The organism is Reyranella sp. GW821-FHT12G01 (genome assembly GCF_058806575.1).
On record NZ_JBXAPV010000001.1, the window covers coordinates 3,268,890 to 3,292,422 of the forward strand.

A 23,533-nucleotide genomic window follows, 5' to 3' on the forward strand; every position below is an offset into this window, starting at 1 on the left:
CCATGAACATTTCCGAGACCTACATCCGCCGGCCGATCGCCACGTCCCTGCTGATGCTGGGTCTGCTGGTGTTCGGTGCCGCGACCTACAATCTCCTGCCCGTGGCGGCCCTGCCCAACGTCGACTTCCCGACCATCACCGTCTCCGCAACCCTGCCCGGCGCCAGCCCGGAAACGATGGCCTCGTCGGTCGCGACGCCGCTGGAGCAGCAGTTCGCCGCGATCCCGGGCCTCGCCTCGATGAACTCGACCAGCGGCCTCGGCACCACGTCGATCGCGCTGCAGTTCAACCTCGGCCGCAACATCGACGGCGCCGCCACCGACGTACAGACGGCCATCAATGCCGCCAGCGGCCTTCTCCCGAAGGACCTGCCGAACCCGCCGACCTACAGGAAGGTCAATCCGGCCGACCGCGCGGTCCTGATCTATGCCGTCCAGTCCGACGACATGCCGATCTACAAGGTCGACGACTACGCCTTCACCATTCTGGCGCAGAAGATTTCGGCAATCCCGGGCGTGTCCCAGGTGCTGGTGGGCGGACAGCAGGATTTCGCGGTCCGCATCCAGGCCAATCCCTCCGCCCTCGCCGCCCACGGGATCGGGCTCGAGGACGTGCGGCTGGCCGTCAACAATGCGACTCTGAACCAGGCCAAGGGCAACTTCGAGAACGAGCATCAGTCGTTCACCATCGACACCAACGACCAGCTCTTCAAAGCCGACACCTACAAGCAGATCATCGTCGCCTACCGCAACGGCGCGCCGGTCAAACTCACCGACATCGGCGACGTGATCGACGCCACCAAGGCGCCGCGCAGCGGCGCCTGGTACAACGGCAAGCGTTCCGAGCTCCTCCTGGTGTTCCGCCAGCCCGGCGCCAACACCGTGGAGATCGTCGACACGATCAAGGCGCAGATGCCGCGCCTGCTCGCCTCAGCCCCCAAGGGCGTGAAGGTCGACCTGGTCTCCGACCGCTCGCAGTCGATCCGCGATTCCGTCGCCGACGTCCAGTTCACCCTGGTGCTCACCATCGGCCTGGTGGTGATGGTGATCTTCATCTTCCTGCGCCACCTGTGGGCCACGATCATCCCCAGCATCACCGTACCGCTGTCGCTCGTGGGCACCTTCGGCGTGATGTACGTCCTCGACTACAGCATCGACAATCTCTCGCTGATGGGCCTCACCATTGCCGTCGGCTTCGTCGTCGACGATGCGATCGTCATGATCGAGAACATCGTTCGCTACATCGAGGAAGGCGAGACGCCGTTCAACGCCGCGCTGAAGGGCGCGGGCCAGATCGGGTTCACCATTATCTCGATCACCTTCTCGCTGATCGCGGTGTTCATCCCGCTGCTGTTCATGGGCGGCATCGTCGGTCGCCTGTTCCGCGAGTTCGCCGTCACCGTCACGGTGGCGGTGATCATGTCGGCCTTCGTGTCACTCACCCTGACGCCCGTGATGTGCGCGCAGTTCCTGAAGCGCGAGAAGCAAGGTCACAAACGCGGCCGGCTCGACCAGATGTGCGAAGACGTGTTCGAGGCCGTCGTGCGCGGCTACGACCGCGGCCTGCAATGGGTTTTCCGCCACCAGCCGCTGATGCTGCTCGCAACCGTCGTCCTGATCGGCGTCACAGGCTACCTGTACGCGGTCATTCCCAAGGGATTCTTCCCCGAGCAGGATACCGGCTTCATCTTCGCCCAGGGCGAGGCGCGACAGGACATTTCCTTCGCGGCCATGGCCGATCTGCAGACGCAGCTCTCCGCCATCATCCAGCAGGATCCCGCGGTTTCGGGCGTCGTGGGCTTCGTCGGTTCGACCGGCGGCAATTCGTCGGAAAACACCGCCCGCATGTTCATCCAGCTAAAACCTTTCAGCGAGCGTGATGCCTCGGCGCAGGAGATCATCCAGCGGCTCAGGCCGAAGGTGGCGGCGGTCCAGGGCGTGAAATTCTTCATGCAGGCCGGCCAGGACATCAACGTGGGTGGCCGTCTCAGCAAGACCGAGTTCCAGTACACGCTGACCTCGACCGACGTCGAGGAGCTGAACCACTGGGCGCCGATCATCGAGCAGAACATGGCCAAGCTGCCGGAGCTGCAGGACGTCACCTCCGACCAGCAGATCGCCGCACCCCACATCGCGATCGACATCGACCGCGACACGGCCTCGCGGCTCGGCGTCAGCCTCGCGTTGATCGACCAGACGCTCTACGACGCCTTCGGTCAGCGCCAGGTGGCGACGATCTATACGTCGAGCACGCAGTACAAGGTCGTGCTCGAGGTCCTGCCCTCGTTCCAGGCCGACCCGGCCGCGCTGTCGCGCATCTACGTCACCAGCAACACCGGCACGCAGGTGCCGCTGGGCACGCTGGCGCGCTTCACCAACCGGGTCGCGCCGCTCACCGTCAGCCACCAGGGCCAGTTCCCCGCCGTCACCGTGTCGTTCAACCTCGCGCCCGGCGTGGCGCTGGGCGAAGCGGTCGACAAGATCAAGCAGATGCAGGCCGACCTGCACACGCCGGTCACGCTGGACGGCGCCTTCCAGGGAACGGCTCAGGCCTTCCAGTCGTCGCTGTCATCGACGCCGTTGCTGATCGCTGCGGCGATCCTGGCCGTCTACATCGTGCTGGGCATGCTCTACGAGAGCTACGTGCATCCCATCACCATCCTGTCGGCCCTGCCCTCGGCCGGCGTGGGTGCACTGGCGATGCTGATGCTGTTCCACTACGACCTCAGCGTCATCGCGCTGATCGGTATCATCCTGTTGATCGGCATCGTGAAGAAGAACGCAATCATGATGATCGACTTCGCGCTGGAGGCGGAGCGCGAACGCGGAAAGACGCCGCTGGAGGCGATCCACGAAGCCTGCCTGCTGCGCTTCCGGCCAATCATGATGACGACCTTTGCCGCCATCGGCGGCGGCCTGCCGCTCGCCATCGGCCAGGGTGCGGGCTCCGAGCTGCGCCGGCCGCTGGGCATCGCCATCGTCGGCGGCCTGCTCGTCTCGCAATGGCTGACGCTCTACACCACGCCGGTCATCTATCTCTATCTCGACCGCCTGCAGCAAAGGCTGAACGCCCGCAAACGGAAGCCAGCCAAGGACGCGGCTCCGGAAGCTCCCGGCCTGCACCCGGCCGAATGAGCCAATAATGTCCGCGGAGCAGGACCCTTTCGACCGGGAAGACGAGGAGCGCGAAGCAGCCGGACGCCGCAAGAGCCTGATCGCGCTGGCGGTGATGGCGCTTCTGCTATTGGGCGGAGTCGTGTTGACGCACGAACTGCGCAAGGCCTCGCAGCTCCAGGATTGCCTGATGACCAAGGCGACGAACTGCACCCGCATCGACGATGCTGCGCAGATCGACCCCCGCTGACGGCGGGCGCCTCAGAGATCTGCGGGCGCGCCCGCGTCGTAGTCGTAAAGCCAGGCGATGTTGTCGAGGGAGCGGTCGCCGCCGTTGGCCATCCCGGCGTCACGCGCCTCCTGGTCCGGCCCATCAGGCAGGTGGAACCGCACGCGGTTGACGGCACTCGCCTCCTGCAGGCGCGTCGCCCGCGGCTTGCGTAGCTCTTCATAGCGACGCAGCGCGCCGGGTATGTCGTCAGACTGCTTCGAGAGGATCGCCGCCAGCGTCGCGCCATCCTCGATCGCCTGCGCCGCCCCCTGCGCCATCATCGGCAGCATCGGATGGCAGGCGTCGCCCAGCAGCGCGACACGCCCCTGCGTCCATGCCGGCAGCGGCGCGCGATCGTGCAGGGCCCAGATGAAGGTCTCGGGGAAGGCCTGGATCAACCCGCGCACCGTCGGATGCCAGCCTTCGTACCGTGCTGCGACGTCGGCCACGTTGCCCTTGTCCGTCCACGACTCGCTTGTCCATGTGCCCTGCTCGACGATGCAGACGACGTTCATCAGTCGCTTCGCCGACACCCAGTAATGAACGCAGTGTCCGCCCGGCCCCATCCAGTTGTGCGAGGCGACTTCGATGTCGAGATGCGCGATGCGATCGGCCGGCACCAGGCCGCGCCACGCGACGCAACCGGTGAAGCGTGGCTTCTCCGGCCCGAAGGTGAGATGACGCACCCGGGAATGGATACCGTCGGCGCCGATCAGCAGGTCCGCCTCGGCCGACACGCCGTTCTCGAAACGCGCAACGATGCGCTCGCCCTTCTCCTCGATGCCGGCGAGGCGATGGCCGGCATGCGCCCGCTCCGGCGGCATCGCCTCGGCCAGCAGGAACGCCAGATCGCCGCGGTGGAAATGATAGTACGGCGCGCCGAACCGCTGCTCGACCTCGGGGCCCAGCGGCGCACGCTGCAGGGTGCGCCCGTCGTCCCAGCGCTTCTGATGGACGGCCAGCGGCCGCACGCCCCAGCGCTCCATCGACTCCCGGAGGCCCAGCCGGTGCAGCAGGCGCGAGGCGTTGGGGCTGATCTGCAGGCCGGCGCCGATCTCGCCGAAGCGCGGCGCCTGCTCGTAGACCTGGACGTCGAAGCCGGCTTTCAGCAGGGCGAGCCCCGCCGAGAGGCCGCCGATGCCGCCGCCGACGATCGCGATGCGCAATGCGCTCACGCGCGCTTCGCCGCGGCTTCCTTCTCGGCCATCTTCTGCTTCAGCTGCTCGGGCGTGAGACGGACGATGTGTTCGTTCTGGTGGCTGAAGATGTCGTACTTCGCGACATCGAGATCCTCGAGCACGATCTCGCGGTCGAGCACCTTCTGCTTCCAGACGAGATGCTCGGCCTCGGCGGCATGGAACTCCGGCATCACCTCGCGGGCGAAGAGGTCGAGCGAATCGCAGATGTCCTGATGGCTGGTCTTGCCGGCCTGGTTCAGCAGGATCACCTGGTCGACACGGCTCGCCTGGAACTGGCGCAGCTTGCGGCGAATCGTTTCGGGCGAGCCGATCAGACCCGATTCGAGGGCCTTCTTCTCCTCCGGTCCGCCGCGCCAGGCCTGGTACTCGTCCCACAGGTTCGAGGTGCCCGGCGCGTCGACGCCTTTGCGGCCATAATAGGAGAGCGCGAAGATGAAGAAGGTCCAGCCGGCGGCCTTGGCTTCGGCCTCCTCGTCGGTGGGTGCGCACATGAAGCCCGACACCATCGCGACGTTGGGATTGCTCGGATAGTCGGTGAGCTTCTTCGAGTTGTTCAGCAGGTTGTTGTAATACTTGTGCACCCAGGCGCGCGCCGCTTCCGGCGTCACGAAGGTGAAGCCGAGCGCGCCCATGCCCCATTCGCCGGCCTTGCCGATCGTCTGGATGTTCGAGCAGGCGACCCAGAGCGGCGGATGCGGCTTCTGGAACGGCTTGGGGATCACATTGCGCGCCGGGAAGTCGTAATACTGGCCGTGGAACTCCCAGCTCTCCTTCGAGAACATCGGGACGATGGCCTTCACGGCCTCCTCCCAGCGCTCACGCTTGTCGCGCACGCGGATGTTGAAGGGATGCAGTTCGGCCGGTCCCGCCGCCTCGCCCATACCGAGTTCGACGCGTCCACCCGACAGCAGGTCGAGCGTCGAGACCTTTTCGGCGACGCGGTGCGGGTTGTTGGTGGTGAGCTGGATCACGCCATGGCCGAGGCGGATGCGCTTGGTGCGCTGGCTGGCAGCGCCTAAAAACACTTCCGGCGCGGAGGAGTGGGAATACTCCTCCAGGAAGTGATGCTCGACCTCCCAGGCGTAATCGTAGCCAAGCCTGTCGGCGAGCTCGATCTGGGTCAGCGAGTCCTGAAGAAGCTGGTACTCGCTCTTTTCGCCCCAGGGCCTGGGGAGCTGGTGTTCGTAGAAGATGCCGAACTTCATTGGGGCGTTTCCTCTAAGCGGCTTTGCAGAAACCCGAGATGCTGTCGACGAGCCTGGGCACCATCTGCTCCGGCACGTCGTGACCCCAGCCCGGATAGGTCTCGATCTTCGCGCCCGGCACGAGGCCCGCAACGTCGCGGCCGCATTCGACCGGCAGCAGCGGATCGTCCTCGCCGTGCAGCACCAGCGTCGGCACCTTGACCGTCTTCAGCAGATCGACCCTCGGCCCCGAGGCCATGATCGCGAGGTACTGCCGCGCGGCGCCCGGCGGATAGTAGCGGCGGTCGATGTTGCGTTCGACCAGGGCGCGCACGGCGGCAGGATCGGCCGGGAAACCCGGGCTGCCGATCACGGTGCGCAGCTTGATCGCGTGCGCGATGAGCTGCTCGCGCGCCAATCCTTCCGGCTGCGACGACAGCATCGCCACCGCCTCGGGCTTGCCCATCGGCAGGCCGATGCGGCCGCTGGTCGACATGATGGAAACCAGCGAGCGCGTGCGCGCCGGATAGGTCGCGGCGATCACCTGGGCGATCATGCCGCCCATCGAGGCGCCGACCATGTGTGCGCGATCGATGTCGAGCGCATCGAGCAGGCCGATCGCGTCGGCGGCCATGTCAGGCAGCAGATAAGGTGCGTCGACCTTCTGGCCCTTCATCAGCTTGGCGAAGGCCTCCATCAGGTTGGGCACGCCCGCTTTGTCGAAATCCGTCGAGAGACCGACGTCGCGATTGTCGTAGCGCACGACGAAGAAGCCCTTGGCGGCCAATCCCTCGCACAGCGATTCCGGCCAGAGCGTGAGTTGCGCACCCAGTCCCATGATGAGCAGGAGGGCCGGATCTCCCTTCCTGCCGAACGTCTCGTACTCGATCTCGATGCCGTTAGCCTTGGTGCGCGCCACGCTTCCTCCCGGGTTATCCGTCAGTATCGCCCGCGCTTGGCCGCCCACCAATAGGCCAGCGGCCGCCGCAGCGGCCCCATGGGTTTGCCCAGCGAGAGGGCCGGCAGCAGGATCGGCAGCGCGACGGGATCGATCTTGTGGCGCAGCGCGCGGGCATCGCCCACGAGCTGGTCGCGCTCGGGCCCCTCGCCCATCAGCCAGGCTGCCGCGATCGCGTGCGCCGCCTGCCGCGAGGGCGCGTCCTCGGCGCCCAGCACCGACAGTTCGAGATCGGCCAGCGCATGTCCCGCCGTCATCACGTCGAGCGGCCCTTCGATCTCTTCCTCGCGGGCATCGATCAGTTTGACGAGGCTTTCCAACGTGAGCCCGTGCCGCCGGATGGTTTCGCTCAGCAATTCGACGATCGGCTGTGCGCGCGGCTTGCCCGTTCCGGCGGCTTCCGCCATCGCCTCGCGCCACCATTCCAGCCGGATGCGCGCCAGCATCGGCTCCCGGGTCACGCTGCGCGTGCGCGCCAGCTCGTGGTCGAAAGCCAGCAGCGACAGCAGCCCGCTGCGCTGCGGCTCCGGCGCGAACAGGGCGCCGAGAAAGCGCTCGCGGTCGGCGTCCCGCACGAGGTCGAGCACATATCGGTGCGAGGCTTCGGGGGCCTGGTAGGAGTGCGAGGGGGGTGCTGACATCGGGGGATTAAACGCTGAGGTGCGACCGTTGAACGCAGGCCGGGTTGAGTTTACAATATGACCATCGAGGATTCTTCAATCCTCTCAATAAGATAAAAGGGGATGTTCAACATGGGTGCCTTGTTTACCTCTCTTGGGCGCACCGTTTCCGCAGGTATCGTGATTCTGATTTTGATCGTGGTCGTCGCCGGCGCCGTGACCGGACAGTCGATCAAGATCGATCATGCCTATGCGACGGTCATCATGCGGTGGCTGCACGTGGTTTGCGGCGTCATGTGGATCGGACTGCTCTGGTACCTGAACTTCGTGCAGGTGCCCACCATGCCGAAGATCCAGCCGACCGAAAGCCGGACGGCGATCACCAAGTTCATCGCCCCGACCGTCCTGTGGTGGTTCCGCTACGCCGCCCTCGCCACCGTCGTGACCGGCCTGCTGCTCGCCACGATGAACAAGTACATCGTCGAGGCGCTGACGCTGCGTCCCGGCTTCATCATGATCGGCGTCGGCATGTGGATGGCGATGGTCATGGCCTTCAACGTCTGGTTCATCATCTGGCCGAACCAGCAGAAGATCCTGGGCCTCGTCGAAGCCACCGCCGAGGAGAAGGCCGCGGCGGCGCCGAAGGCGCTCTACGCCAGCCGCTTCAACACCATGTTCTCGATCGGCATGCTCTACTGCATGGTGGCGCAGCAGAACGCGCCCATCTGATCGACATCGATCGGGATCGGCTTGAGCCGGAGATGAGTTGGGCGAGAAGCGATTCCAGCCTGGGACGCTTCTGACCAACCATCTTCGGATCACTATGCTTCCTGCGTAGGGCCGGCGACCGAGTTGGCGGCGCGGTCCAGTCCGTATCGTTCCTCAGATACGTGAAACGCCTTCTGCGGCTCGCAGCGCCTGATCCTCGATCTGGATGGTGCTGTGAGACAGGCCGTACGTGTCGCGCATGGCGGCCTGCGCGGCCGCGAGAGTTTCCCGCGAACGGGCCATGTCGTCGATCACGAGGTGGCAGCTCATGGAGTCGACGCCGGACGTAATGGTCCAGACGTGAAGGTCGTGGACCGCCGTCACGCCGGGGATGGCGAGCAGCGTCTTTTCCAGCAGCGCTAGGTCGACATGGGGCGGCGTGCCTTCCATCAGGATATGGACGGCCTCGCGCAGCAGCATCCAGGTGCGCGGGATAATGAACAGACCGATGCCGGCACCGATCAGGGGATCGGCGAGCGTCCATCCGGTGAAAAGGATCACGACGGCGGCGATCAGGACGCCGAGCGATCCCAGCATGTCGCTCATCACCTCGAAGTAGGCGCCCTTGACGTTGAGGCTGTCCGACGAACCCGCCGACAGCAGCTTCATGCTGATGAGATTGACGACGAGGCCGGCGATGGCGACCGCTATCATCGGCCCCGCGAGGACCGGCGGCGGATTCAGGAAGCGATCGTAGGCCTCGTAGAGCACGAAGAACGTCACGACGAGCAGGACGACCGCGTTGGCCAGCGCCGACAGCACCTCCATGCGGATATAGCCGAACGTCTTCTGCGGCGTCGCCGGACGCTCGCCGAAGTTGATGGCCATGAGGGCAAGGGCAAGGCCGCCGGCGTCCGTCAGCATGTGCGCGGCGTCGGCGATCAGCGCCAGGCTGCCGGTGACCAGGCCACCGATCACCTCGACCAGCATGAACGAGGCCGTCAGAACCAGCGCCCACTTCAGGCGCGTCTTGTGCTGGGCGGCGGCCGATCCGCCCGCCGGCGGGCGAGAAACATGGGAATGCCCGGAGCCGTGGGAATGTCCCGAACCGTGAGAATGCCCTCCTGCCATGATCGTCTCCTCGAGGCCGGTGCTGATCTGCGTTCCGTTTAGACCAGGCTACAGGTCAGACGGATGACAGGCTCGCCCACTACCTTATCGCTTCAGATACCCGCGCAGCGCCCTCAAAAACTCCGCCGGGTGTTCGACCTGAGGCAGGTGCCCCGCTTCCGGGATCGTCACAAGCTTCGATTTCTCCAGCGACGGCCGCATCTTGTGCGCGCCGTGTTTGTCGATGACCGGCGTGCGGTCGGCCTCGCCCCAGATCAGAAGAACCGTTCCCTTCGGCGGCGGGCAGGCCACCTCCCCCGACAGAAGGACATCGAGAACGCGGTCGGCATCGTCGCGCGTGAAGCTCGCGAGCGATTGCACAATCCCGGCCGGCGCCTTGCCTTGATCATGGAAGGCGAGCGCCACGACGCCGGGGCCATAATGCTGGCGCAGCAGGTTGGCGCGGGCCATTGCTCGCATCGGCGACTTGCCGGCAAGCCAGCGCAGCATCTTCGAGTAGGCCGGCGGCTGGTAGCCGTTCACCAGCACGAGGCCGGCCGCGCGTTCGGGATACTGGCCGGCGAAGCGCCAGGCGATGGTGGCCCCCAGTGAATTGCCGACGAGCGTGGCGCGTTCGATGCCCATTGCCGTCAGCAGCTCGGCAAGCCATTCGGCGTAGGCGCCGAAGGTCGGCAGTCCCTCGGCCGAACCGATGGGCGGCAGCTCCGGCGCGACGACGAGATGCGTGCGCTCGAGATCGTCGGTGACGGTCGACCAGTAGGCTTCCGCGCCCGCCCATCCGCCATGCAGCAGCACGATTGCCTCGCCGGTGCCACCGGTCCAGACTCGCGCCGGGCGCTGTCCGAGCAGGATTGTTCTTTGCTCCAATTCACGCCCTCTGAACAATTGAAGCGGGAGATATAGAAGATGGCCACGACGCGGAGAACAGCCTTGGTGACCGGCGCAGGCCGAAATATCGGCCGGGCCTGTGTGCTGACACTCGCCAGGATGGGCTACGACGTCGTGATCAACGGCTCGTCCGACCGCAAGGCCTGCGAGTCCGTCGCCAAGGAAGCGACGGCCGCCGGCGTCGAGGCGATGGTTGCCATGGCCGATGTCGGCAGCCCCGAGGAATGCCGCCGCATGGCCCAGGAGGCGATCGCGAAGTTCGGCTCGGTCGACGTGCTGGTGAACAATGCAGCACTTCGCCCGGCCAAGCCCTTCCTGGAAATGAGCGAGGCCGACTGGCGCCGCGTGATCTCGGTCGATCTCGACGCCGCCGTGTGGCTGGCGCAGGCCTGCCTGCCCGGCATGGTGAAGAAGGGCTGGGGCCGCATCGTCAACTTCACCGGCATGAACGCCATGCACGGCTATGCCGGCCGCGCGCCGGTCTCGGTCGCCAAGCACGGCGTCTGGGGCCTCACCAAGGCGCTGGGCAAGGAATTCGGCCCCAAGGGCATCACCGTCAACGCGATCTCGCCGGGTCCGATCTCCGCCGACGTCGAGGATGACGGCGAGTCGAACCATCATCGCCTGGAGACCATGGCCAAGGTCCCGCTCGGCCGCATGGGCACTCCCGCCGAGGTCGCCTCGGTGCTCGGCATGCTGGTCTCGGACGGCGGCGCCTACGTGAACTGCCAGATGCTCCAGGTGAACGGCGGCGGGCAGACCTGACGACGCTTTGTCATCCTGAGCGGAGCGCAGCGTAGTCGAAGGATCTCTTTTCCGGCGCACGACCTGTTGAAGCGAAAAGAGGTCCTTCGACTGCGCGCCTGCGGCGCTTCGCTCAGGACGACGGGCTTCCTACTCCATCGGCAGGCCGGTGGTTCGGGCGATGGCGCTCCATCGCTCGACCTCGGCCTTCACGAAGTCGCCAAAGGCCTGGCGGCTTTCGAGATTGATGCTGGCGCCCTGCTCCTGCCAGATGCGCTTGATGTCGGGTTCTGCGAGCGCGGCCTGGACGGCGCCATGCAGCGCGTCGAGCGGCGCGGCCAGCGTCGCCTTGGGCGCGAACAGGCCGTACCAGGTGCTGACCTCGAAATCCTTTACGCCGGCCTCGGCAAAGGTCGGCACGTCGGGCAGCACGCTCTCGCGCTTGGCGGTCGCGACGGCGAGCGCGCGCAGGCGGCCCGACTGGACGTAGGAAGCGATGGTGCTGAGCGGCTGGAAGGTCGCATCGAGCTGGCCCGCCAGAAGGTCCTGCAGCGCCGGCCCGCCGCCGCGATAGGGCACGTGCATCAGCTTGATGCCGGTGCGCCGTTGCAGCAGCTCGATGGCGAGATGCGGCATGGTGCCGAGGCCCGAGGAGCCGATGTTGATCGTGTCCGGCGCCTTGCGTGCCGCCGCGAGGAAAGCGGCGAGGTCCTTCACGTCGAACTTGGCCGGATTGACCACCAGCCCGACCGGCACCTTGGCGATGTTGCTGACCGGTGCGAAGTCGCGCAGCAGGTCGAAGCCCGAGTCGGCATAGACGACGGTCGCGAAGGACTGCGCACTGTTGGCAACCAGCAAGGTGCAGCCGTCGGGACGCGCGCGCGCCACCACCATGCCGCCCAGGGTGCCGCCGGCACCGCTTCGATTCTCGACCACCACGGGCTGTCCGAGACTCTGGCTGACATGCGCCGCGACGGGCCGCGCGAAGGTGTCGTTCGAGCCGCCCGGCGGGAACGGCACGATCCAGTTCATCGACCGTGGCGGCCGCCATTGCTGCGCATGCGCGGAACCCATCGCGCTCAGAGTCAGTATCCCGCCCAGCGCGGAACGACGCGAAAGAGACATCGGCTTCACTCCATCTGGACGTTGGCGGCCTTGGCGATACGGCTCCATCGCTCGACCTCGCGGCCGATGAAGTTCGCGAAGTCGGCGCGGCTCTCGAGTTCGACCCGCGCGCCGTGCTCGGCCCACAGGCGCTTCACCTCGTCCGATCCCAGCGCTTGCTGCACGGCGGCATGGATACGATCGAGGATGGCGTCGGGTGTGCGGGCCGGCGCGAACAGGCCGAACCAGGTGGTGATGCGAAAGTCGGGCAATCCCGCCTCGTGCGCCGTCGGCACGTCCGGCAACAGGGCGTCGCGACGGCGATTGATCACCGCCAGCGCCTTGAGCTTGCCCGAGCGCACATAGCTCGCCACCGCGGTCACCAGCACGAAGGCGGCGCCGATCTGGCCGGCCAGCAGGTCCTGCAGCATCGGTGCGCCGCCGCGATAGGGAACGTGCGTCAGCTTCACGCCGGCCCGCCCCTCGAACAGGCCGATGGCGAGATGGTTGACGGTGCCGAGGCCGGCCGAGCCGATGTCGATGGCGCCGGGCGCCTTGCGGGCCATGGCGATGAAGGCTTCGAGGTTCGACGCGTCGACCTTCGACGGGTTGATCACCAGCGCGTAGGGCACGCGGCCGAAGGCGGCGATCGGTGCGAAGTCGCGCAGGAAGTCGAAACCGGCGCGCGGATAGACGGTCGGCGCATAGGCGAGACCGGTGTCGCCCACCAGCAACGTGTAGCCGTCGGGCGCCGCACGGGCCGCGACTGCGGCACCGACCGTGCCGCCGGCCCCGCTGCGATTTTCGATCACCACCGCTTCGCCGATCGAGTCCGACACGCGCGCGGCGATCGGGCGGGCGAACATGTCGGAACCGCCGCCGGCCGGGAACGGCACGATCCACGAGACGGCGCGGGTCGGCCATTCGTCGCTGGCGCGGGCCGTGCCCGCGGTTGCGGCCAGCGCACCGGCCAGGGTGGCGCGGCGTGTGATGCGGAGACCTGTCATTCCATCTGGACCTTGGCGTCGCGGGCGATGCGGCCCCAACGCTCTATGTCGAGGGCGACGAACTTGCCGAACTCCTCACGGCTTTCGAGTTCGACCCGGGCACCCTGCTCCACCCACACCTGCTTCACGTCGGGCTGCCCCAGCGCTTCCTGGAGGACGCCGTGCATGCGGTCGAGAATGGCGACGGGCGTCGCGCGCGGCGCGAACAGGCCGTACCAGGAGCTGGCGCGGAAATCGGCGACGCCCGCTTCCATGAAGGTCGGCACGTCTGGCAGCAGCGGCTCGCGACGGCGTCCCGCCACGGCCAGCACGCGGCTCTTGCCGGTGCGCACCAGCCCCGCGACCGAGGTCACCGGCATGAACAGCGCATCGACCTGGCCCGCCAGCAGGTCCTGCAGCGCGGGCGCTGAGCCACGATAAGGCACATGGTTGAGTTTTATGCTGGCGCGCGCCTGCAGCATCTCGATGGCGAGGTGCGGCACGGTGCCGAGGCCCGCCGAGGCGATGTCGATGCCGCCCGGCTTCTTCCTCGCCGCGTCGATGAACTGCGGCAGGGTCGTCACGTCGAGCCGTGCCGGGTTGATCGCCAGCACCTGGACCACGCGAGCGAAGGCGCTGATCGGCACAAAGTCGCGGCCGAAGTCGAAGCCCGCCTTGGGGTAGAGCTGCGTGGCGTAGGTCATGCCGGTGTAGCCGACCAGCATCGTGTAGCCGTCGGGTGCTGCCCGGGCGACGGCGGCCGCGGCAACGGTCCCGCCCGCGCCGCTTCGATTGTCGATCACGATCGTCTGGCCGAGCTTGGTGCCGGCATAGGCGCCGAGCGGCCGCGAGAAGGCATCGGTCGGGCCGCCCGCCGGGAACGGCAGCAGCCACGAGATCGGGCGCTCCGGCCAGCCGGCCGCACGGGCGGACGCACCGATGCCCGCCATCACCAACCCGCCCAGCAGGCTACGCCGTGCAATCCCCCTCATGCGGGCGGGAGCTTAGCGGGCGGGCGCGGCGGCGCAACACCGCCGCTCCCCTCCGGGCTTACTGCGGCTCGATCTTCGCGAGCTTGATGTACTTGGTCCAATCCTCACGTTCCTTCGCCACGAAGGCATCGCACTGCTCGATGCCCCAGTTCTGCGGCGGCGGGATGAAGCCAAGCTGCTTCACGCGCTCGAGGATCGCCGGCTCGTAGATCGCGTCCATGATGAGCCGGTTCAGCTTCTTCTTGATGTCGTCGGGCGTCTCCTTGCGCACGGAGAAGCACGAGTAGGCGATGATCACGTAGCTCGGATAGGTCTCGGCGATGGCCGGGACGTCCGGGAAGAGCGGCGAGCGCTCCTTCGAGGTGACGGCCAGCGCACGCACATAGCCCGAACGCACGTAGCTCTCGCCCACCACCTGGTCGGGGAACACGCAGTCGACGCGACCGGCGTTGAGGTCCTGGATCGAGGCGACGGCGTCGCGATAGGCGACTTCCTCGAACTTCACGCCGGTCGTCACCTCGAACAGGGCGGCCGGGACGCGCGAGGAGGCGTTGCCGTAACCGGAGAAGAGCGGCTTGGGTTGCTTCTTGGCGTACTCGACGAACTCCGCCACCGTCTTGTACGGCGCATCGGGCTTCACCAGCATGAAGTTGCCGGTCGCGCCGTTGACGGCGACCGTCGTGAAATCCGACGGCTCGTAGGTCATGGTCTTGTAGAGGCTGGGATTGGCGCCCAGCGTGCTGGTCGAGCCGAGCAGCAGCGTGTAGCCGTCGGCTGGCGAGTTCTTGACCTGCGTCGTGCCGATCATGCCGGTGGCGCCAGCCTTGTTTTCGACGACGAAGGGCTTGCCCGTAACGGTCTCGAGCTGCTTGCCGATCAGGCGGGCGATGATGTCGGTCGAGCCGCCCGGGCCGAACGGCACGAGAATTTTCACGACGCGGGCGGGATAGGCTTCCTGGGCCCGCGCACCAGTATCCAGCGCGGCGGCGACCGGAAGGCTGCCCAGCGCGGCCAGAACATTTCTACGCTTCATTCATACGCTCCTCGATCCATACGGGACCCGTATAAGTCGGGACGGACAAAAGGCGAGCTATGTTTGCCTATCGTTTCGGAGAGCGACCACTTCCACAAAAAAGCCCTCCTCCGATCGCTCGGAGGAGGGCCAATTCCCGCAAGCTGCGGAGATTTTACATGCCGAGCTGGCTGATGAACTTGGTGTTCAGGTAGGCCTCGAGCGCCTCGATGCCGCCCTCCGAACCGTAGCCCGAGTCCTTCATGCCGCCGAACGGAACTTCCGGCAGGGCGAGGCCATGATGGTTGATCGACACCATGCCGCTTTCGAAGGCGGCGCCGACCTTGGTCATGGTCTTGCTGTTGGTCGTGTAGGCGTAAGCCGCGAGGCCCCACGGCAGACGGTTGGCTTCCTTCATCACGCCGTCGAAATCCTTGAACGGCGAGATCGGGGCCAGCGGGCCGAACGGCTCGTCGTTCATGATCTTGGCGTCGAGCGGCACGTCGGTCAGAACGGTCGGCTCGTAGAAGTAGCCCTTGTTGCCCTTGCGCTGGCCGCCGGTCTGGATCTTGGCGCCCTTGGCGATGGCGTCGCTGACGAAGCCGTCGATCGCATGCAGGCGGCGCTCGGCGACGAGCGGGCCCATGCGGGTGTCGGCGTCGAGGCCGTTACCGACCTTGATGTTCTTGGCGTAGGCCGTGAACTTCTCGACGAACTCCGGATAGACCTTCTCGTGCACCAGGAAGCGGGTCGGCGCGACGCAGACCTGTCCGGCGTTGCGGAACTTGTTGGCGCCCAGGATGTTCACCGCCTGGTCGACGTCGGCATCCTCGAACACGATGGCCGGCGAATGGCCGCCCAGTTCCATGGTGACGCGCTTCATGTGCGCGCCGGCGAGAGCGGCGAGCTGCTTGCCGACCGGCGTCGAGCCGGTAAACGTCACCTTCTTGATGATCGGATGCGGGATCAGATATTCGCTGATCTCCGACGGCACGCCGTAGACGAGCTGGATGACGCCCGCCGGCACGCCGGCGTCGACGAAAGCCTTGATCAGCTGGGCGCACGATCCGGGCGTGTCTTCCGGTCCCTTGACGATGATCGAGCAGCCGGTGGCAAGTGCTGCCGAGGCCTTGCGCACCACCTGGTTGATCGGGAAGTTCCACGGCGTGAAGGCCGCGACCGGGCCGACCGGCTCCTTGGTCACGAGCTGGTAGACGTTCTCGAAGCGGGCCGGGACGATGCGGCCGTAGGTGCGGCGGCCTTCCTCGGCCATCCACTCGATGATGTCGGCGGCGAGCATGGTCTCGCCCTTGGCCTCGATCACCGGCTTGCCCTGCTCCATCGTCATGATGGGCGCGATCTCGTCGGCGCGCTGGCGGATCAGCTCGGCGGCCTTGCGCATGATCTTGTAGCGGTCGAACGGCGAGACCTTGCGCCACTGCTGGAAGCCCTTCTCCGCGGCCTCGAGCGCGCGATCGAGATCGGCCTTCTCGGCATGGGCCACCTGGCCGATGACTTCTTCCGTCGCCGGATTGATGACCGGGATCGTCCGGCCCTTGGCGCCCTTGGTCCAGGCGCCGTCGATCATCAGGGATACGTCGCTATAGCTCGTCATTCTTGGTTCTCCTCCGTCTTCTCTAACTTCCGCGATAGGTCGAATAGCTCCACGGCGTGCAGAGCAGCGGCACGTGATAATGCCCCTCCGGCTCGGCAATGGAAAAGCGTAAAGGCACGATATCGAGAAAAGGCGGGTCGCCTTGCTCTATGCCCCTGTTGCGAAAGTGGTCACCCACCGCGAACCGCAATTCGTAGCGGCCGATCGGCAGGGGCCGCCCGCCGATCAGCGGCGCATCGGTGCGGCCGTCGGCATTGGTCACTGACGTGGCGATGCGATGGGCACGGTCGCCGGTGAATTCGTAGAGCTCGATGGCGACGCCGACCGCCGGCTGTCCAGCATGGGTGTCGAGCACATGGGTGCTGAGCCGCCCGTTGACCTTGAGCGCCCCCTCCCCGCTCACCTTGGCCGCCATGCGCAGCCGCGTGATGAGCGAGATCTCCTCCAGCGCGGCGGCGAATTCGGTCTCGGCATCGTGACGCAGGCGGCGCTCGAACTGGTTCAGGATCGAATCGCGGGTGTGGCGGCGCACGCAGACGATGAAGGGGAAGTCGAACTTCTCCTTGTAGGCATCGTTCAGTCGATGGAAGCGCGCGAACTCCTCCTCCGACAAGGTGTCGAGCCCGACGCTCGCCTGCTCGTGCCGCGACTCTTCGGTCAACGCGCCGGCGCGGGCCGCCTTGCCGGCAAGGTCGGGATGCCCGCGCAGGAAATCGAGCTGGCGGTCGCGGGGTGTTGCGCGGACCACGCCCATCATCGCCTCGTGCAGCGCCGTGACGGTCGCAAAGGGTCGCTGGGCGGCGGCGGCCTCGGCGATCCAGGGCGCCAGTTCGAACGTGTCGCCGACCGCGGCCGAAAAGTCCGCAGGGACCGCGCGATTGAGGTCGTCGAGTGCGTGGATCATCCCGGCCGACCTAGCATGCCCGAAAGACCGTCTCTATAGTCCCGGCCAGCAAAATCCATTGGGAGGAGCCGCAATGACCGGCCGCAACTTCACTCGCCGTCGCCTCGGACAGACCGCTCTCGCGGGCGCCACGCTGCTCGGCGCCCATCTGCCGCTGCGCGAGGCTTTCGCCCAGGGTGCGCCGGCCAATCTCAAGGTCGGCCTGCTGCTGCCGACCTCGGGCCTCCAGGCGCAGATCGGCCAGGCCTGCAAGCGCGGCGCCGACGTCGCCAACGACGTGTTCGCCGACATGAAGCTGCCGGTGAAGCTCGACATCGTGAACTACGACACCGAGACCAAGCCGGACGTCGCCCGCACCCAGGCCGAGAAGGCGATGGACGCGGGCTGCCATATCCTCGTCGGCGCCTTCGATTCCGGCCAGACCATCGCCATCGCCCAGGTCTGCGAGCAGCGCGGCGTGCCGCTGGTCGTGAACATCGCGGCCGCGCCGCAGATCACCGAGCAGGGCTACAAGTTCGTCGTGCGCAACTTCCCGACCGCGCCGATGCTGATCACCGGCGCGCTGGCGCTGCACAAGGAGATCTTCAAGGTCTCGGGCAAGACGCCAAAGACCGCCGTGCTGATGAGCGTGAACGACACGTTCGGCACCTCGATGATCAACGGCATCAAGGCGCTCTTCCCCAAGCTCGACATGCCCTACGAGCTGGTCGACACGATCAGCTACGACGTCGGCGCCAAGGACCTCGCGGTCGAGGTCGCCAAGGCCAAGGCCACCAAGGCCGAGCTGCTGCTGCCGGTCAGCCGCCTGAACGACGCCAAGCTGCTGGTGCAGGAAATGGTGAAGCAGCGCTGGGAGCCGATGGGCGTCCTGAACCCCGGCGCGCCCGGTCTCTACGAGCAGGACTTCCTCAAGACCATGGGCAAGTACGGCGAGTTCATGATCTCGAACGTGCCGTGGCTCGATCCGAAGTCGGCGATGACCGCCTCGCTCGAGAAGCGCCACGCCGCGAAGTACCCGAACGACCAGCTCGACCTCAACGGCGGCTTCACCTTCGAGGGCATCCTGATCGCCGCGCAGGCCTGGCTCGCCGCCAAATCGACCAAGCCCGGCGACCTGATGGAGGCGCTGCGCAAGATCAAGATCGACCAGCACGTCATGGTCGGCGGTCCGATCCAGTTCGACTCCAAGGGCCAGAACGTCAACATCAAGGCCACCGCCGTCGAGAACCTGAAGCGCAAGCCGACGGTCGTGCTGCCCCTCGAATCGGCCGCCGCCCCGCTCGTCTTCCCGATGCCGCCGTGGAACGACAAGCGCCGCACCTGATCGAGCAATTGTCTCGGACGCGCTCATCCTTCCCTCTCCGCCGCGCAGCGGGGGAGAGGGCGGGGCCCATTGCGAAGCAATGGGAGGGTGAGGTGGTCTTCTCTTTGGACACCTCGCCGACGCAGCCACCTATGACCCACCTCACCCAGCCTCTCCCCCCGCTTCGCGGGCGGAGAGGAGCATGAGCTGATGACCGCCGACTTTCTTCTCTCGCTCGCCCAGGCGATCACCAAGGGCCTGTTGACCGGCATGGTCTACGGGCTGATGGCGCTTGGCCTATCGGTGATCTTCGGCGTGATGCGCGTCGTGAACTTCGCGCACGGCGAGATGATGGTCGTCGGCATGTATCTCGCCTGGATGGGCTTCGAGTACCTGCAGGTCTCGCCGATGCTGAGCCTGCCGGTGATCGCGGTGATCTTCTTCGGCGCGGGCTATGCGCTGCAGCGCACGGTGATTTCGCCGTTCATCGGCCGGCCCGAGCACCAGCAATTCCTGCTGCTGCTGGCCATCGCCATCCTGCTGGTCAATGCCTCGCTGGTGATCGCCGGGCCCGACGCGCGCGGCGTGCAGATGGACTCGCAGTTCGATTCCTACGAGTTCGGTCCCTTCGTCTTCGATGCGGTGCGCGTGCATGCGGCCCTGACCGCCATCGTCATTGCCGGGCTTCTCTGGCTGTTCTTCACCCGCACCCGCACCGGCAAGTCGATCCGCGCCGCCGCCGACAACAATCTCGGCGCGCTGGTCGTCGGCCTCGACGTGCGCCGTCTCTACGCCTTCACCTTTGGCGTCGGGGCGGCCTGCGTGGGCGCGGCAGGCGCGCTGATGATCACCATCATCCCGGTGACGCCGTTCCTCGCCGCCGAATACACGCTGCTGGCCTTCGTCATCGTGATCGTGGGCGGGCTCGGCAGCATGACCGGTGCGCTGGCCGGCGGGCTCCTGATCGGCGTCAGCGAGGCGGTGGCGGGTCTCCTGCTCCAGCCATCGCTTAAAAGCATGGTGAGCTTCGGCATCCTGATCCTCGTCCTGCTGCTGCGGCCGCAGGGCCTGTTCGGGAAGAAGGGCCCATGAGCCTGCTCGCGCGCCTCACCGACGGCGTGCCGGCCCGCTCCCTCTGGGGCCTGGGCGTGCTGCTGGTCCTGCTGCTGGTCGCGCCGGTGCTGCTCGGCAAATACGCCCTCTCGGTCTTGATCCTGGTCCTCTACTTCGCCTATGTCGGCCAGGCTTGGAACATCATGATGGGCTTCGCCGGCCAGCTCTCGCTCGGCCACGCGCTCTATGCCGGGGTCGGCGGCTACATCGCGGCCGGGCTTTTCTTCCACTATGGCCTGGGGCCCTGGGCCGGCGTGTTCGTTGCCGTGCTGGCGGCGTCGGTGGCGGGATCGATCGTCGGCTATCTCGGCTTCCGCTTCTCGCTGGCCGGCGTCTATTTCGCGCTGCTCACCATCGCCTTCAGCGAGTTCACGCGCATCGCCTTCGACCATTGGGGCTGGGCCGGCGGTTCGGGCGGCCTGTTCCTAAAAGTCGATGCCACGACCGACATCCTGAACCTGCGCGGCGGCCCGCTCCTCTTCTATTATGTGATCCTGGCGCTGGCCGTGGGCGCCTTCATCCTCTGCCGCGCCCTGCTGGAAAGCCGGCTCGGCCGCTACTGGCTCGCCATCCGCGAAGACCCGGAAGCCGCGCAAGCGGTCGGCGTTCCCGTCCTGCGCTGCAAGATGATCGCGGTCGTGATCTCGGCGGCCCTGACGGCGCTCGCGGGCGTGTGGAACGCCTTCTACTACAACAACCTCTTCCCCGAGACGGCCTTCGCCATGGGCCGTTCGATCGAGTTCACCCTGGCGCCAATCATCGGCGGGTTGGGCACGCTGTTCGGACCGGTCGTCGGCGCGGTGGTGCTGACGGGCCTCGGCGAGATCTTCACCGACCTCAGCGAGGTCTTCCACGTCTCGGGCCTGAAACAGATCTTCTATGGCCTCGCGCTGCTGGTGATCGTGATGTACCGCCCGGCCGGCGTCTGGCCGTGGCTCGCCGAACGCTTCGGCTTCGGGGAGAAGAAGCAGTGAGCGGCGCGCGGCTCGAACTCGACGGCATCGGCAAGAGCTTCCGTGGTCTCCGCGCCGTGCACGACGTCTCGTTCGACGTGCCGGCCGGCGCCATCAACGCGCTGATCGGCCCCAACGGCGCGGGCAAGACCACGATCTTCAACATGATCGCGGGTGTCTATCGCCCCGATGCCGGCAGCGTGCGTCTCGACGGAAGGCAGGTCTCCGGCCTGCGACCCGACCTCGTCTGCGATGCCGGCGTCGGCCGCACCTTCCAGATCGTGAAGCCGTTCAAGGGCCTCAGCGTGCTGGAGAACGTGACCGTGGGCGCACTGCACCGCCGCCCTCGCCTTCCCGACGCGCGCGCCTACGCCGCCGACATATTGATGCAGCTCGGCCTGCACGACCGTCGCCACCAGGCGGCGGAGAGCCTCACGCTCCCCGACCGCAAGCGCCTCGAAGTGGCGCGGGCGCTCGCCACCGAGCCCAAGCTGCTGCTGCTCGACGAGGTGATGGCGGGCCTGCGGCCGACCGAGATCGACGTGATGGTTTCCTTCCTGCAGGACCTCAACCGGCGCACCGGACTCACGGTGCTGCTGATCGAGCATGTGATGCGCGCGGTGATGGCGCTCGCCTCGAACATCGTCGTGGTGAGTTACGGCGAGAAGATCGCCGAGGGCACGCCGGCCGAGATCGCGCGGCACCAGGCCGTGCTCGACGTCTATCTCGGCGAGGCCGAGCTCGCATGAATGCGCCGCTCCTCAAGGTCGAGAACCTCGACCTCTTCTACGGCGACGCGCAGGCGCTGGCCGGCGTTTCGCTCGAGATCGCCCAGGGCGAGGTCGTTGCCATCGTCGGCGCCAACGGCGCGGGCAAGAGCTCGCTGATCCGCTCGATCCACGGCATCGAGAAGCCGGCGCGCGGCCATGTCCGTTTCGACGGCACCGACATCACCGGCTGGCCGTCCTATCGCGTGTGCGAGGCGGGCGTCGGCCATGTCGCAGAGGGACGCCAGGTCTTCCCCAATCTCTCGGTGCTGGAGAATCTCGAGATGGGCGCGACGCCCAAGCGAGCACGCTCCCTGGAGAAGCAGACGCTGGACCGCGTCTTCGCCATGTTCCCGCGCCTGGCCGAACGACGGCGGCAGGCGGCCGGCACGCTGTCGGGCGGCGAGCAGCAGATGCTGGCGATCGGCCGCTGCCTGATGGGCCAGCCGCGCCTCATCATGTTCGACGAGCCCTCGCTCGGCCTCGCGCCCACCATCGTGCAGGAGGTCTTCCGCATCGTGCGCCGGCTGAACGAGGAAGGCCTCACCATCCTGCTGGTCGAGCAGAACGTTATGGCTTCGCTGCGCGTCGCCCATCGCGGCTACGTGCTGGAAAACGGCCGCATCGAACTCGAAGGCCCCGGCGCCGACCTCCTGACCAACGACCGCGTTCGCCAAGCGTATCTCGGGCTCTGACGGGCTCTGTTGACGACACTGGCGCCGCGGCGCAGCTTGCGGTTTCCGGTACTGACGCTGTCGCGTGTCGACGCGGATCGGTCCGGGATGGCGCTGGTTCCTCCCGACGACGGGACGACCGCCCTCCCCGGCACACATTGCCAATTGGGGAAGAAACGAAATGAATCGTAGAGACATGCTCAAGGCCGGCCTCGCCGCCGGCGCTCTCGGACTCGCGCCGCGCCTCGCGTCCGCGCAGGCCGCCACCTACGCGCCGGTGCCGAAGGGCTGGCGCACCTATGTGCTTACGACACGCGTCGAGCCGACGGCCGGCGCCACCAGGGCGTGGATCCCGCTGCCGACCTTCGAGGCGCCCGACTGGCAGCGCCCCGGCAACGTCACCTGGACAGGCAATGCCCGCGTCACCGAGCGCGTGCGCGATCCCAGGTACGGCGCAGAGATGCTGCGGGTCGAATGGGCGGCCGACCAGCAGTCGCCGCTGATCGAGATCGTGGCGCAGGTCCAGGCGCAGAACCGCTCGGTCGTGCCGGGCCAGGGCAACGCCGCGCCGCTCAGCGACGCCGAGCGCAAGCTGAACCTGATGCCGACCACCTTCCTGCCGACCGACGGCATCGTGAAGGAGACCGCCGACGAGATCGTGCGCGGCAAGCAGGGCGAGGTCGCCAAGGCGCGCGCGATCTACGACTGGGTGGTCGAGAACACGTTCCGCAACGCCAAGACCCTGGGCTGCGGCGTCGGCGACATCACGACGATGATCAGGACCGGCAACCTGAACGGCAAGTGTGCCGACCTGAACGCGCTCTATGTCGGCCTCGCCCGCTCGGTCGGCCTGCCGGCGCGCGACGTCTATGGCATCCGCGTCGTGCCGTCGGAGTTCGGCTTCAAGGCGCTGGGCGCGGGCTCGGAGGTCGTGTCCAAGGCGCAGCATTGCCGCGCCGAGGTCTGGCTCAGCGGCTCGGGTTGGACGCCGGTCGATCCCGCCGACGTGCGCAAGGTCGTGCTGGAGGAGCCGCCGACGAACCTCGCGATGACCGACCCCAAGGTGGTGGCGGCGCGGCGCGCGCTGTTCGGCGCCTGGGAAGGCAACTGGCTCGCCTACAACGTCGCGCACGACGTGAAGCTGCCGGGCTCGAAGGAAGACCCGATCGCCTTCCTGATGTACCCGCAGGCCGAGAACCGCGCGGGCTTCCTCGATTCGCTCGATCCGGACAAGTTCAAGTACCGCATCACCGCGCGTGAATTGACGGCCTGAATGACATGACTGCGGTCGGGC

The 23,533-nt window shown here is 66.8% G+C and carries 22 protein-coding genes; 10 read left to right on the plus strand and 12 right to left on the minus strand.

All coding sequences use genetic code 11. The features are described 5' to 3' along the window. Positions 1-2 precede the first annotated feature (2 nt). Together AC1RP5_RS15765 and AC1RP5_RS15770 are read left to right on the plus strand one after the other, a co-directional pair. The gene (locus AC1RP5_RS15765; RefSeq protein WP_493111999.1) at positions 3-3,134 is read left to right on the plus strand and encodes a multidrug efflux RND transporter permease subunit; all 3,132 of its coding nucleotides are present in this window, start codon (positions 3-5) and stop codon (positions 3,132-3,134) included. 7 nt (positions 3,135-3,141) lie between these two features. Then, the gene (locus tag AC1RP5_RS15770) at positions 3,142-3,363 is read left to right on the plus strand and encodes a hypothetical protein (RefSeq protein WP_493112000.1); all 222 of its coding nucleotides are present in this window, start codon (positions 3,142-3,144) and stop codon (positions 3,361-3,363) included. A gap of 11 nt (positions 3,364-3,374) precedes the next feature. On the opposite strand, the gene AC1RP5_RS15775 is transcribed toward AC1RP5_RS15770, so the two are convergent. Genes AC1RP5_RS15775 through AC1RP5_RS15790 form a run of 4 tightly spaced genes read right to left on the minus strand, consistent with a single transcriptional unit; the run spans position 3,375 to position 7,366 of the window. Then, a complete protein-coding gene (locus AC1RP5_RS15775) occupies positions 3,375-4,559 on the minus strand; it encodes an FAD-dependent monooxygenase (RefSeq protein ID WP_493112002.1) in 1,185 nt (394 codons plus the stop codon). After that, positions 4,556-5,788: an LLM class flavin-dependent oxidoreductase gene (locus AC1RP5_RS15780; RefSeq protein ID WP_493112004.1), complete on the minus strand. Its 1,233-nt coding sequence runs from the start codon at positions 5,786-5,788 to the stop codon at positions 4,556-4,558. Before AC1RP5_RS15780 ends, AC1RP5_RS15775 begins: the two co-directional genes overlap by 4 nt. A 13-nt stretch (positions 5,789-5,801) precedes the next feature. Then, on the minus strand, positions 5,802-6,686 hold the full coding sequence (locus AC1RP5_RS15785) for an alpha/beta fold hydrolase (protein WP_493112006.1): 885 nt from the start codon (positions 6,684-6,686) through the stop codon (positions 5,802-5,804). Between the two features lie 20 nt (positions 6,687-6,706). Beyond that, entirely contained in the window at positions 6,707-7,366 is a 660-nt protein-coding gene (locus AC1RP5_RS15790; RefSeq protein ID WP_493112007.1) for a squalene/phytoene synthase family protein, read from the minus strand. Between the two features lie 159 nt (positions 7,367-7,525). On the opposite strand from AC1RP5_RS15790, the gene AC1RP5_RS15795 reads away from it, so the two are divergent. After that, a complete protein-coding gene (locus tag AC1RP5_RS15795; RefSeq protein WP_493112009.1) occupies positions 7,526-8,074 on the plus strand; it encodes a urate hydroxylase PuuD in 549 nt (182 codons plus the stop codon). Between the two features lie 153 nt (positions 8,075-8,227). Here the strand turns inward: AC1RP5_RS15795 and AC1RP5_RS15800 are convergent, their stop codons facing one another. Both AC1RP5_RS15800 and AC1RP5_RS15805 read right to left on the minus strand, forming a co-directional pair. Continuing rightward, a complete protein-coding gene (locus tag AC1RP5_RS15800) occupies positions 8,228-9,184 on the minus strand; it encodes a cation diffusion facilitator family transporter (protein ID WP_493112011.1) in 957 nt (318 codons plus the stop codon). Positions 9,185-9,268: 84 nt separating this feature from the next. Next, on the minus strand, positions 9,269-10,051 hold the full coding sequence (locus AC1RP5_RS15805; RefSeq protein ID WP_493112013.1) for an alpha/beta fold hydrolase: 783 nt from the start codon (positions 10,049-10,051) through the stop codon (positions 9,269-9,271). Between the two features lie 39 nt (positions 10,052-10,090). Between AC1RP5_RS15805 and AC1RP5_RS15810 the strand changes: the two genes are divergently transcribed. Beyond that, a complete protein-coding gene (locus tag AC1RP5_RS15810; RefSeq protein WP_493112015.1) occupies positions 10,091-10,837 on the plus strand; it encodes an SDR family NAD(P)-dependent oxidoreductase in 747 nt (248 codons plus the stop codon). A 129-nt stretch (positions 10,838-10,966) separates the two neighbouring features. Here AC1RP5_RS15810 and AC1RP5_RS15815 read toward each other — a convergent pair whose 3' ends face one another. The 6 genes from AC1RP5_RS15815 to uraD all read right to left on the minus strand — a co-directional run bounded on the left by AC1RP5_RS15815 (position 10,967) and on the right by uraD (position 17,429). Next, a complete protein-coding gene (locus AC1RP5_RS15815; RefSeq protein WP_493112017.1) occupies positions 10,967-11,941 on the minus strand; it encodes a Bug family tripartite tricarboxylate transporter substrate binding protein in 975 nt (324 codons plus the stop codon). A 5-nt stretch (positions 11,942-11,946) separates the two neighbouring features. Next, entirely contained in the window at positions 11,947-12,927 is a 981-nt protein-coding gene (locus AC1RP5_RS15820) for a Bug family tripartite tricarboxylate transporter substrate binding protein (RefSeq protein WP_493112019.1), read from the minus strand. Beyond that, positions 12,924-13,898 carry a Bug family tripartite tricarboxylate transporter substrate binding protein gene (locus AC1RP5_RS15825; RefSeq protein ID WP_493112021.1) on the minus strand — a complete coding sequence of 325 codons (975 nt, stop codon included), beginning with the start codon at positions 13,896-13,898 and terminating at the stop codon, positions 12,924-12,926. Before AC1RP5_RS15825 ends, AC1RP5_RS15820 begins: the two co-directional genes overlap by 4 nt. A 58-nt stretch (positions 13,899-13,956) precedes the next feature. Beyond that, a complete protein-coding gene (locus AC1RP5_RS15830) occupies positions 13,957-14,931 on the minus strand; it encodes a Bug family tripartite tricarboxylate transporter substrate binding protein (protein WP_493112023.1) in 975 nt (324 codons plus the stop codon). Between the two features lie 154 nt (positions 14,932-15,085). Continuing rightward, a complete protein-coding gene (locus AC1RP5_RS15835; RefSeq protein WP_493112025.1) occupies positions 15,086-16,525 on the minus strand; it encodes an NAD-dependent succinate-semialdehyde dehydrogenase in 1,440 nt (479 codons plus the stop codon). A 22-nt stretch (positions 16,526-16,547) separates the two neighbouring features. Then, a complete protein-coding gene (gene uraD, locus AC1RP5_RS15840) occupies positions 16,548-17,429 on the minus strand; it encodes a 2-oxo-4-hydroxy-4-carboxy-5-ureidoimidazoline decarboxylase (protein WP_493112027.1) in 882 nt (293 codons plus the stop codon). A gap of 73 nt (positions 17,430-17,502) precedes the next feature. Between uraD and AC1RP5_RS15845 the strand changes: the two genes are divergently transcribed. The 6 genes from AC1RP5_RS15845 to AC1RP5_RS15870 all read left to right on the plus strand — a co-directional run bounded on the left by AC1RP5_RS15845 (position 17,503) and on the right by AC1RP5_RS15870 (position 23,512). Then, complete coding sequence (locus AC1RP5_RS15845; protein ID WP_493112029.1) at positions 17,503-18,753, plus strand: ABC transporter substrate-binding protein; 1,251 nt, start codon at positions 17,503-17,505, stop codon at positions 18,751-18,753. Positions 18,754-18,942: 189 nt separating this feature from the next. After that, positions 18,943-19,824 (plus strand): branched-chain amino acid ABC transporter permease, encoded by an 882-nt coding sequence (locus AC1RP5_RS15850; protein ID WP_493112031.1) that lies wholly within the window; start codon positions 18,943-18,945, stop codon positions 19,822-19,824. Further along, complete coding sequence (locus tag AC1RP5_RS15855) at positions 19,821-20,819, plus strand: branched-chain amino acid ABC transporter permease (protein ID WP_493112033.1); 999 nt, start codon at positions 19,821-19,823, stop codon at positions 20,817-20,819. Before AC1RP5_RS15850 ends, AC1RP5_RS15855 begins: the two co-directional genes overlap by 4 nt. After that, on the plus strand, positions 20,816-21,547 hold the full coding sequence (locus AC1RP5_RS15860; RefSeq protein ID WP_493112034.1) for an ABC transporter ATP-binding protein: 732 nt from the start codon (positions 20,816-20,818) through the stop codon (positions 21,545-21,547). The genes AC1RP5_RS15855 and AC1RP5_RS15860 overlap by 4 nt, the downstream gene beginning before the upstream one ends. Then, complete coding sequence (locus tag AC1RP5_RS15865) at positions 21,544-22,260, plus strand: ABC transporter ATP-binding protein (protein WP_493112036.1); 717 nt, start codon at positions 21,544-21,546, stop codon at positions 22,258-22,260. Before AC1RP5_RS15860 ends, AC1RP5_RS15865 begins: the two co-directional genes overlap by 4 nt. Before the next feature lie 160 nt (positions 22,261-22,420). After that, positions 22,421-23,512 carry a transglutaminase-like domain-containing protein gene (locus AC1RP5_RS15870; RefSeq protein ID WP_493112039.1) on the plus strand — a complete coding sequence of 364 codons (1,092 nt, stop codon included), beginning with the start codon at positions 22,421-22,423 and terminating at the stop codon, positions 23,510-23,512. The last annotated feature ends 21 nt before the right edge of the window (positions 23,513-23,533 follow it).

Coding starts and splice junctions, on each gene's coding strand:
- AC1RP5_RS15825 (WP_493112021.1), bottom strand. CDS start 13,898: ATGAGGGGGATTGCACGGCGTAGCCTGCTGGGCGGGTTGGTGATGGCG.
- AC1RP5_RS15850 (WP_493112031.1), top strand. CDS start 18,943: ATGACCGCCGACTTTCTTCTCTCGCTCGCCCAGGCGATCACCAAGGGC.
- AC1RP5_RS15820 (WP_493112019.1), bottom strand. CDS start 12,927: ATGACAGGTCTCCGCATCACACGCCGCGCCACCCTGGCCGGTGCGCTG.
- uraD (WP_493112027.1), bottom strand. CDS start 17,429: ATGATCCACGCACTCGACGACCTCAATCGCGCGGTCCCTGCGGACTTT.
- AC1RP5_RS15780 (WP_493112004.1), bottom strand. CDS start 5,788: ATGAAGTTCGGCATCTTCTACGAACACCAGCTCCCCAGGCCCTGGGGC.
- AC1RP5_RS15790 (WP_493112007.1), bottom strand. CDS start 7,366: ATGTCAGCACCCCCCTCGCACTCCTACCAGGCCCCCGAAGCCTCGCAC.
- AC1RP5_RS15855 (WP_493112033.1), top strand. CDS start 19,821: ATGAGCCTGCTCGCGCGCCTCACCGACGGCGTGCCGGCCCGCTCCCTC.
- AC1RP5_RS15815 (WP_493112017.1), bottom strand. CDS start 11,941: ATGTCTCTTTCGCGTCGTTCCGCGCTGGGCGGGATACTGACTCTGAGC.
- AC1RP5_RS15800 (WP_493112011.1), bottom strand. CDS start 9,184: ATGGCAGGAGGGCATTCTCACGGTTCGGGACATTCCCACGGCTCCGGG.
- AC1RP5_RS15845 (WP_493112029.1), top strand. CDS start 17,503: ATGACCGGCCGCAACTTCACTCGCCGTCGCCTCGGACAGACCGCTCTC.
- AC1RP5_RS15835 (WP_493112025.1), bottom strand. CDS start 16,525: ATGACGAGCTATAGCGACGTATCCCTGATGATCGACGGCGCCTGGACC.
- AC1RP5_RS15770 (WP_493112000.1), top strand. CDS start 3,142: ATGTCCGCGGAGCAGGACCCTTTCGACCGGGAAGACGAGGAGCGCGAA.
- AC1RP5_RS15810 (WP_493112015.1), top strand. CDS start 10,091: ATGGCCACGACGCGGAGAACAGCCTTGGTGACCGGCGCAGGCCGAAAT.
- AC1RP5_RS15765 (WP_493111999.1), top strand. CDS start 3: ATGAACATTTCCGAGACCTACATCCGCCGGCCGATCGCCACGTCCCTG.
- AC1RP5_RS15865 (WP_493112036.1), top strand. CDS start 21,544: ATGAATGCGCCGCTCCTCAAGGTCGAGAACCTCGACCTCTTCTACGGC.
- AC1RP5_RS15870 (WP_493112039.1), top strand. CDS start 22,421: ATGAATCGTAGAGACATGCTCAAGGCCGGCCTCGCCGCCGGCGCTCTC.
- AC1RP5_RS15830 (WP_493112023.1), bottom strand. CDS start 14,931: ATGAAGCGTAGAAATGTTCTGGCCGCGCTGGGCAGCCTTCCGGTCGCC.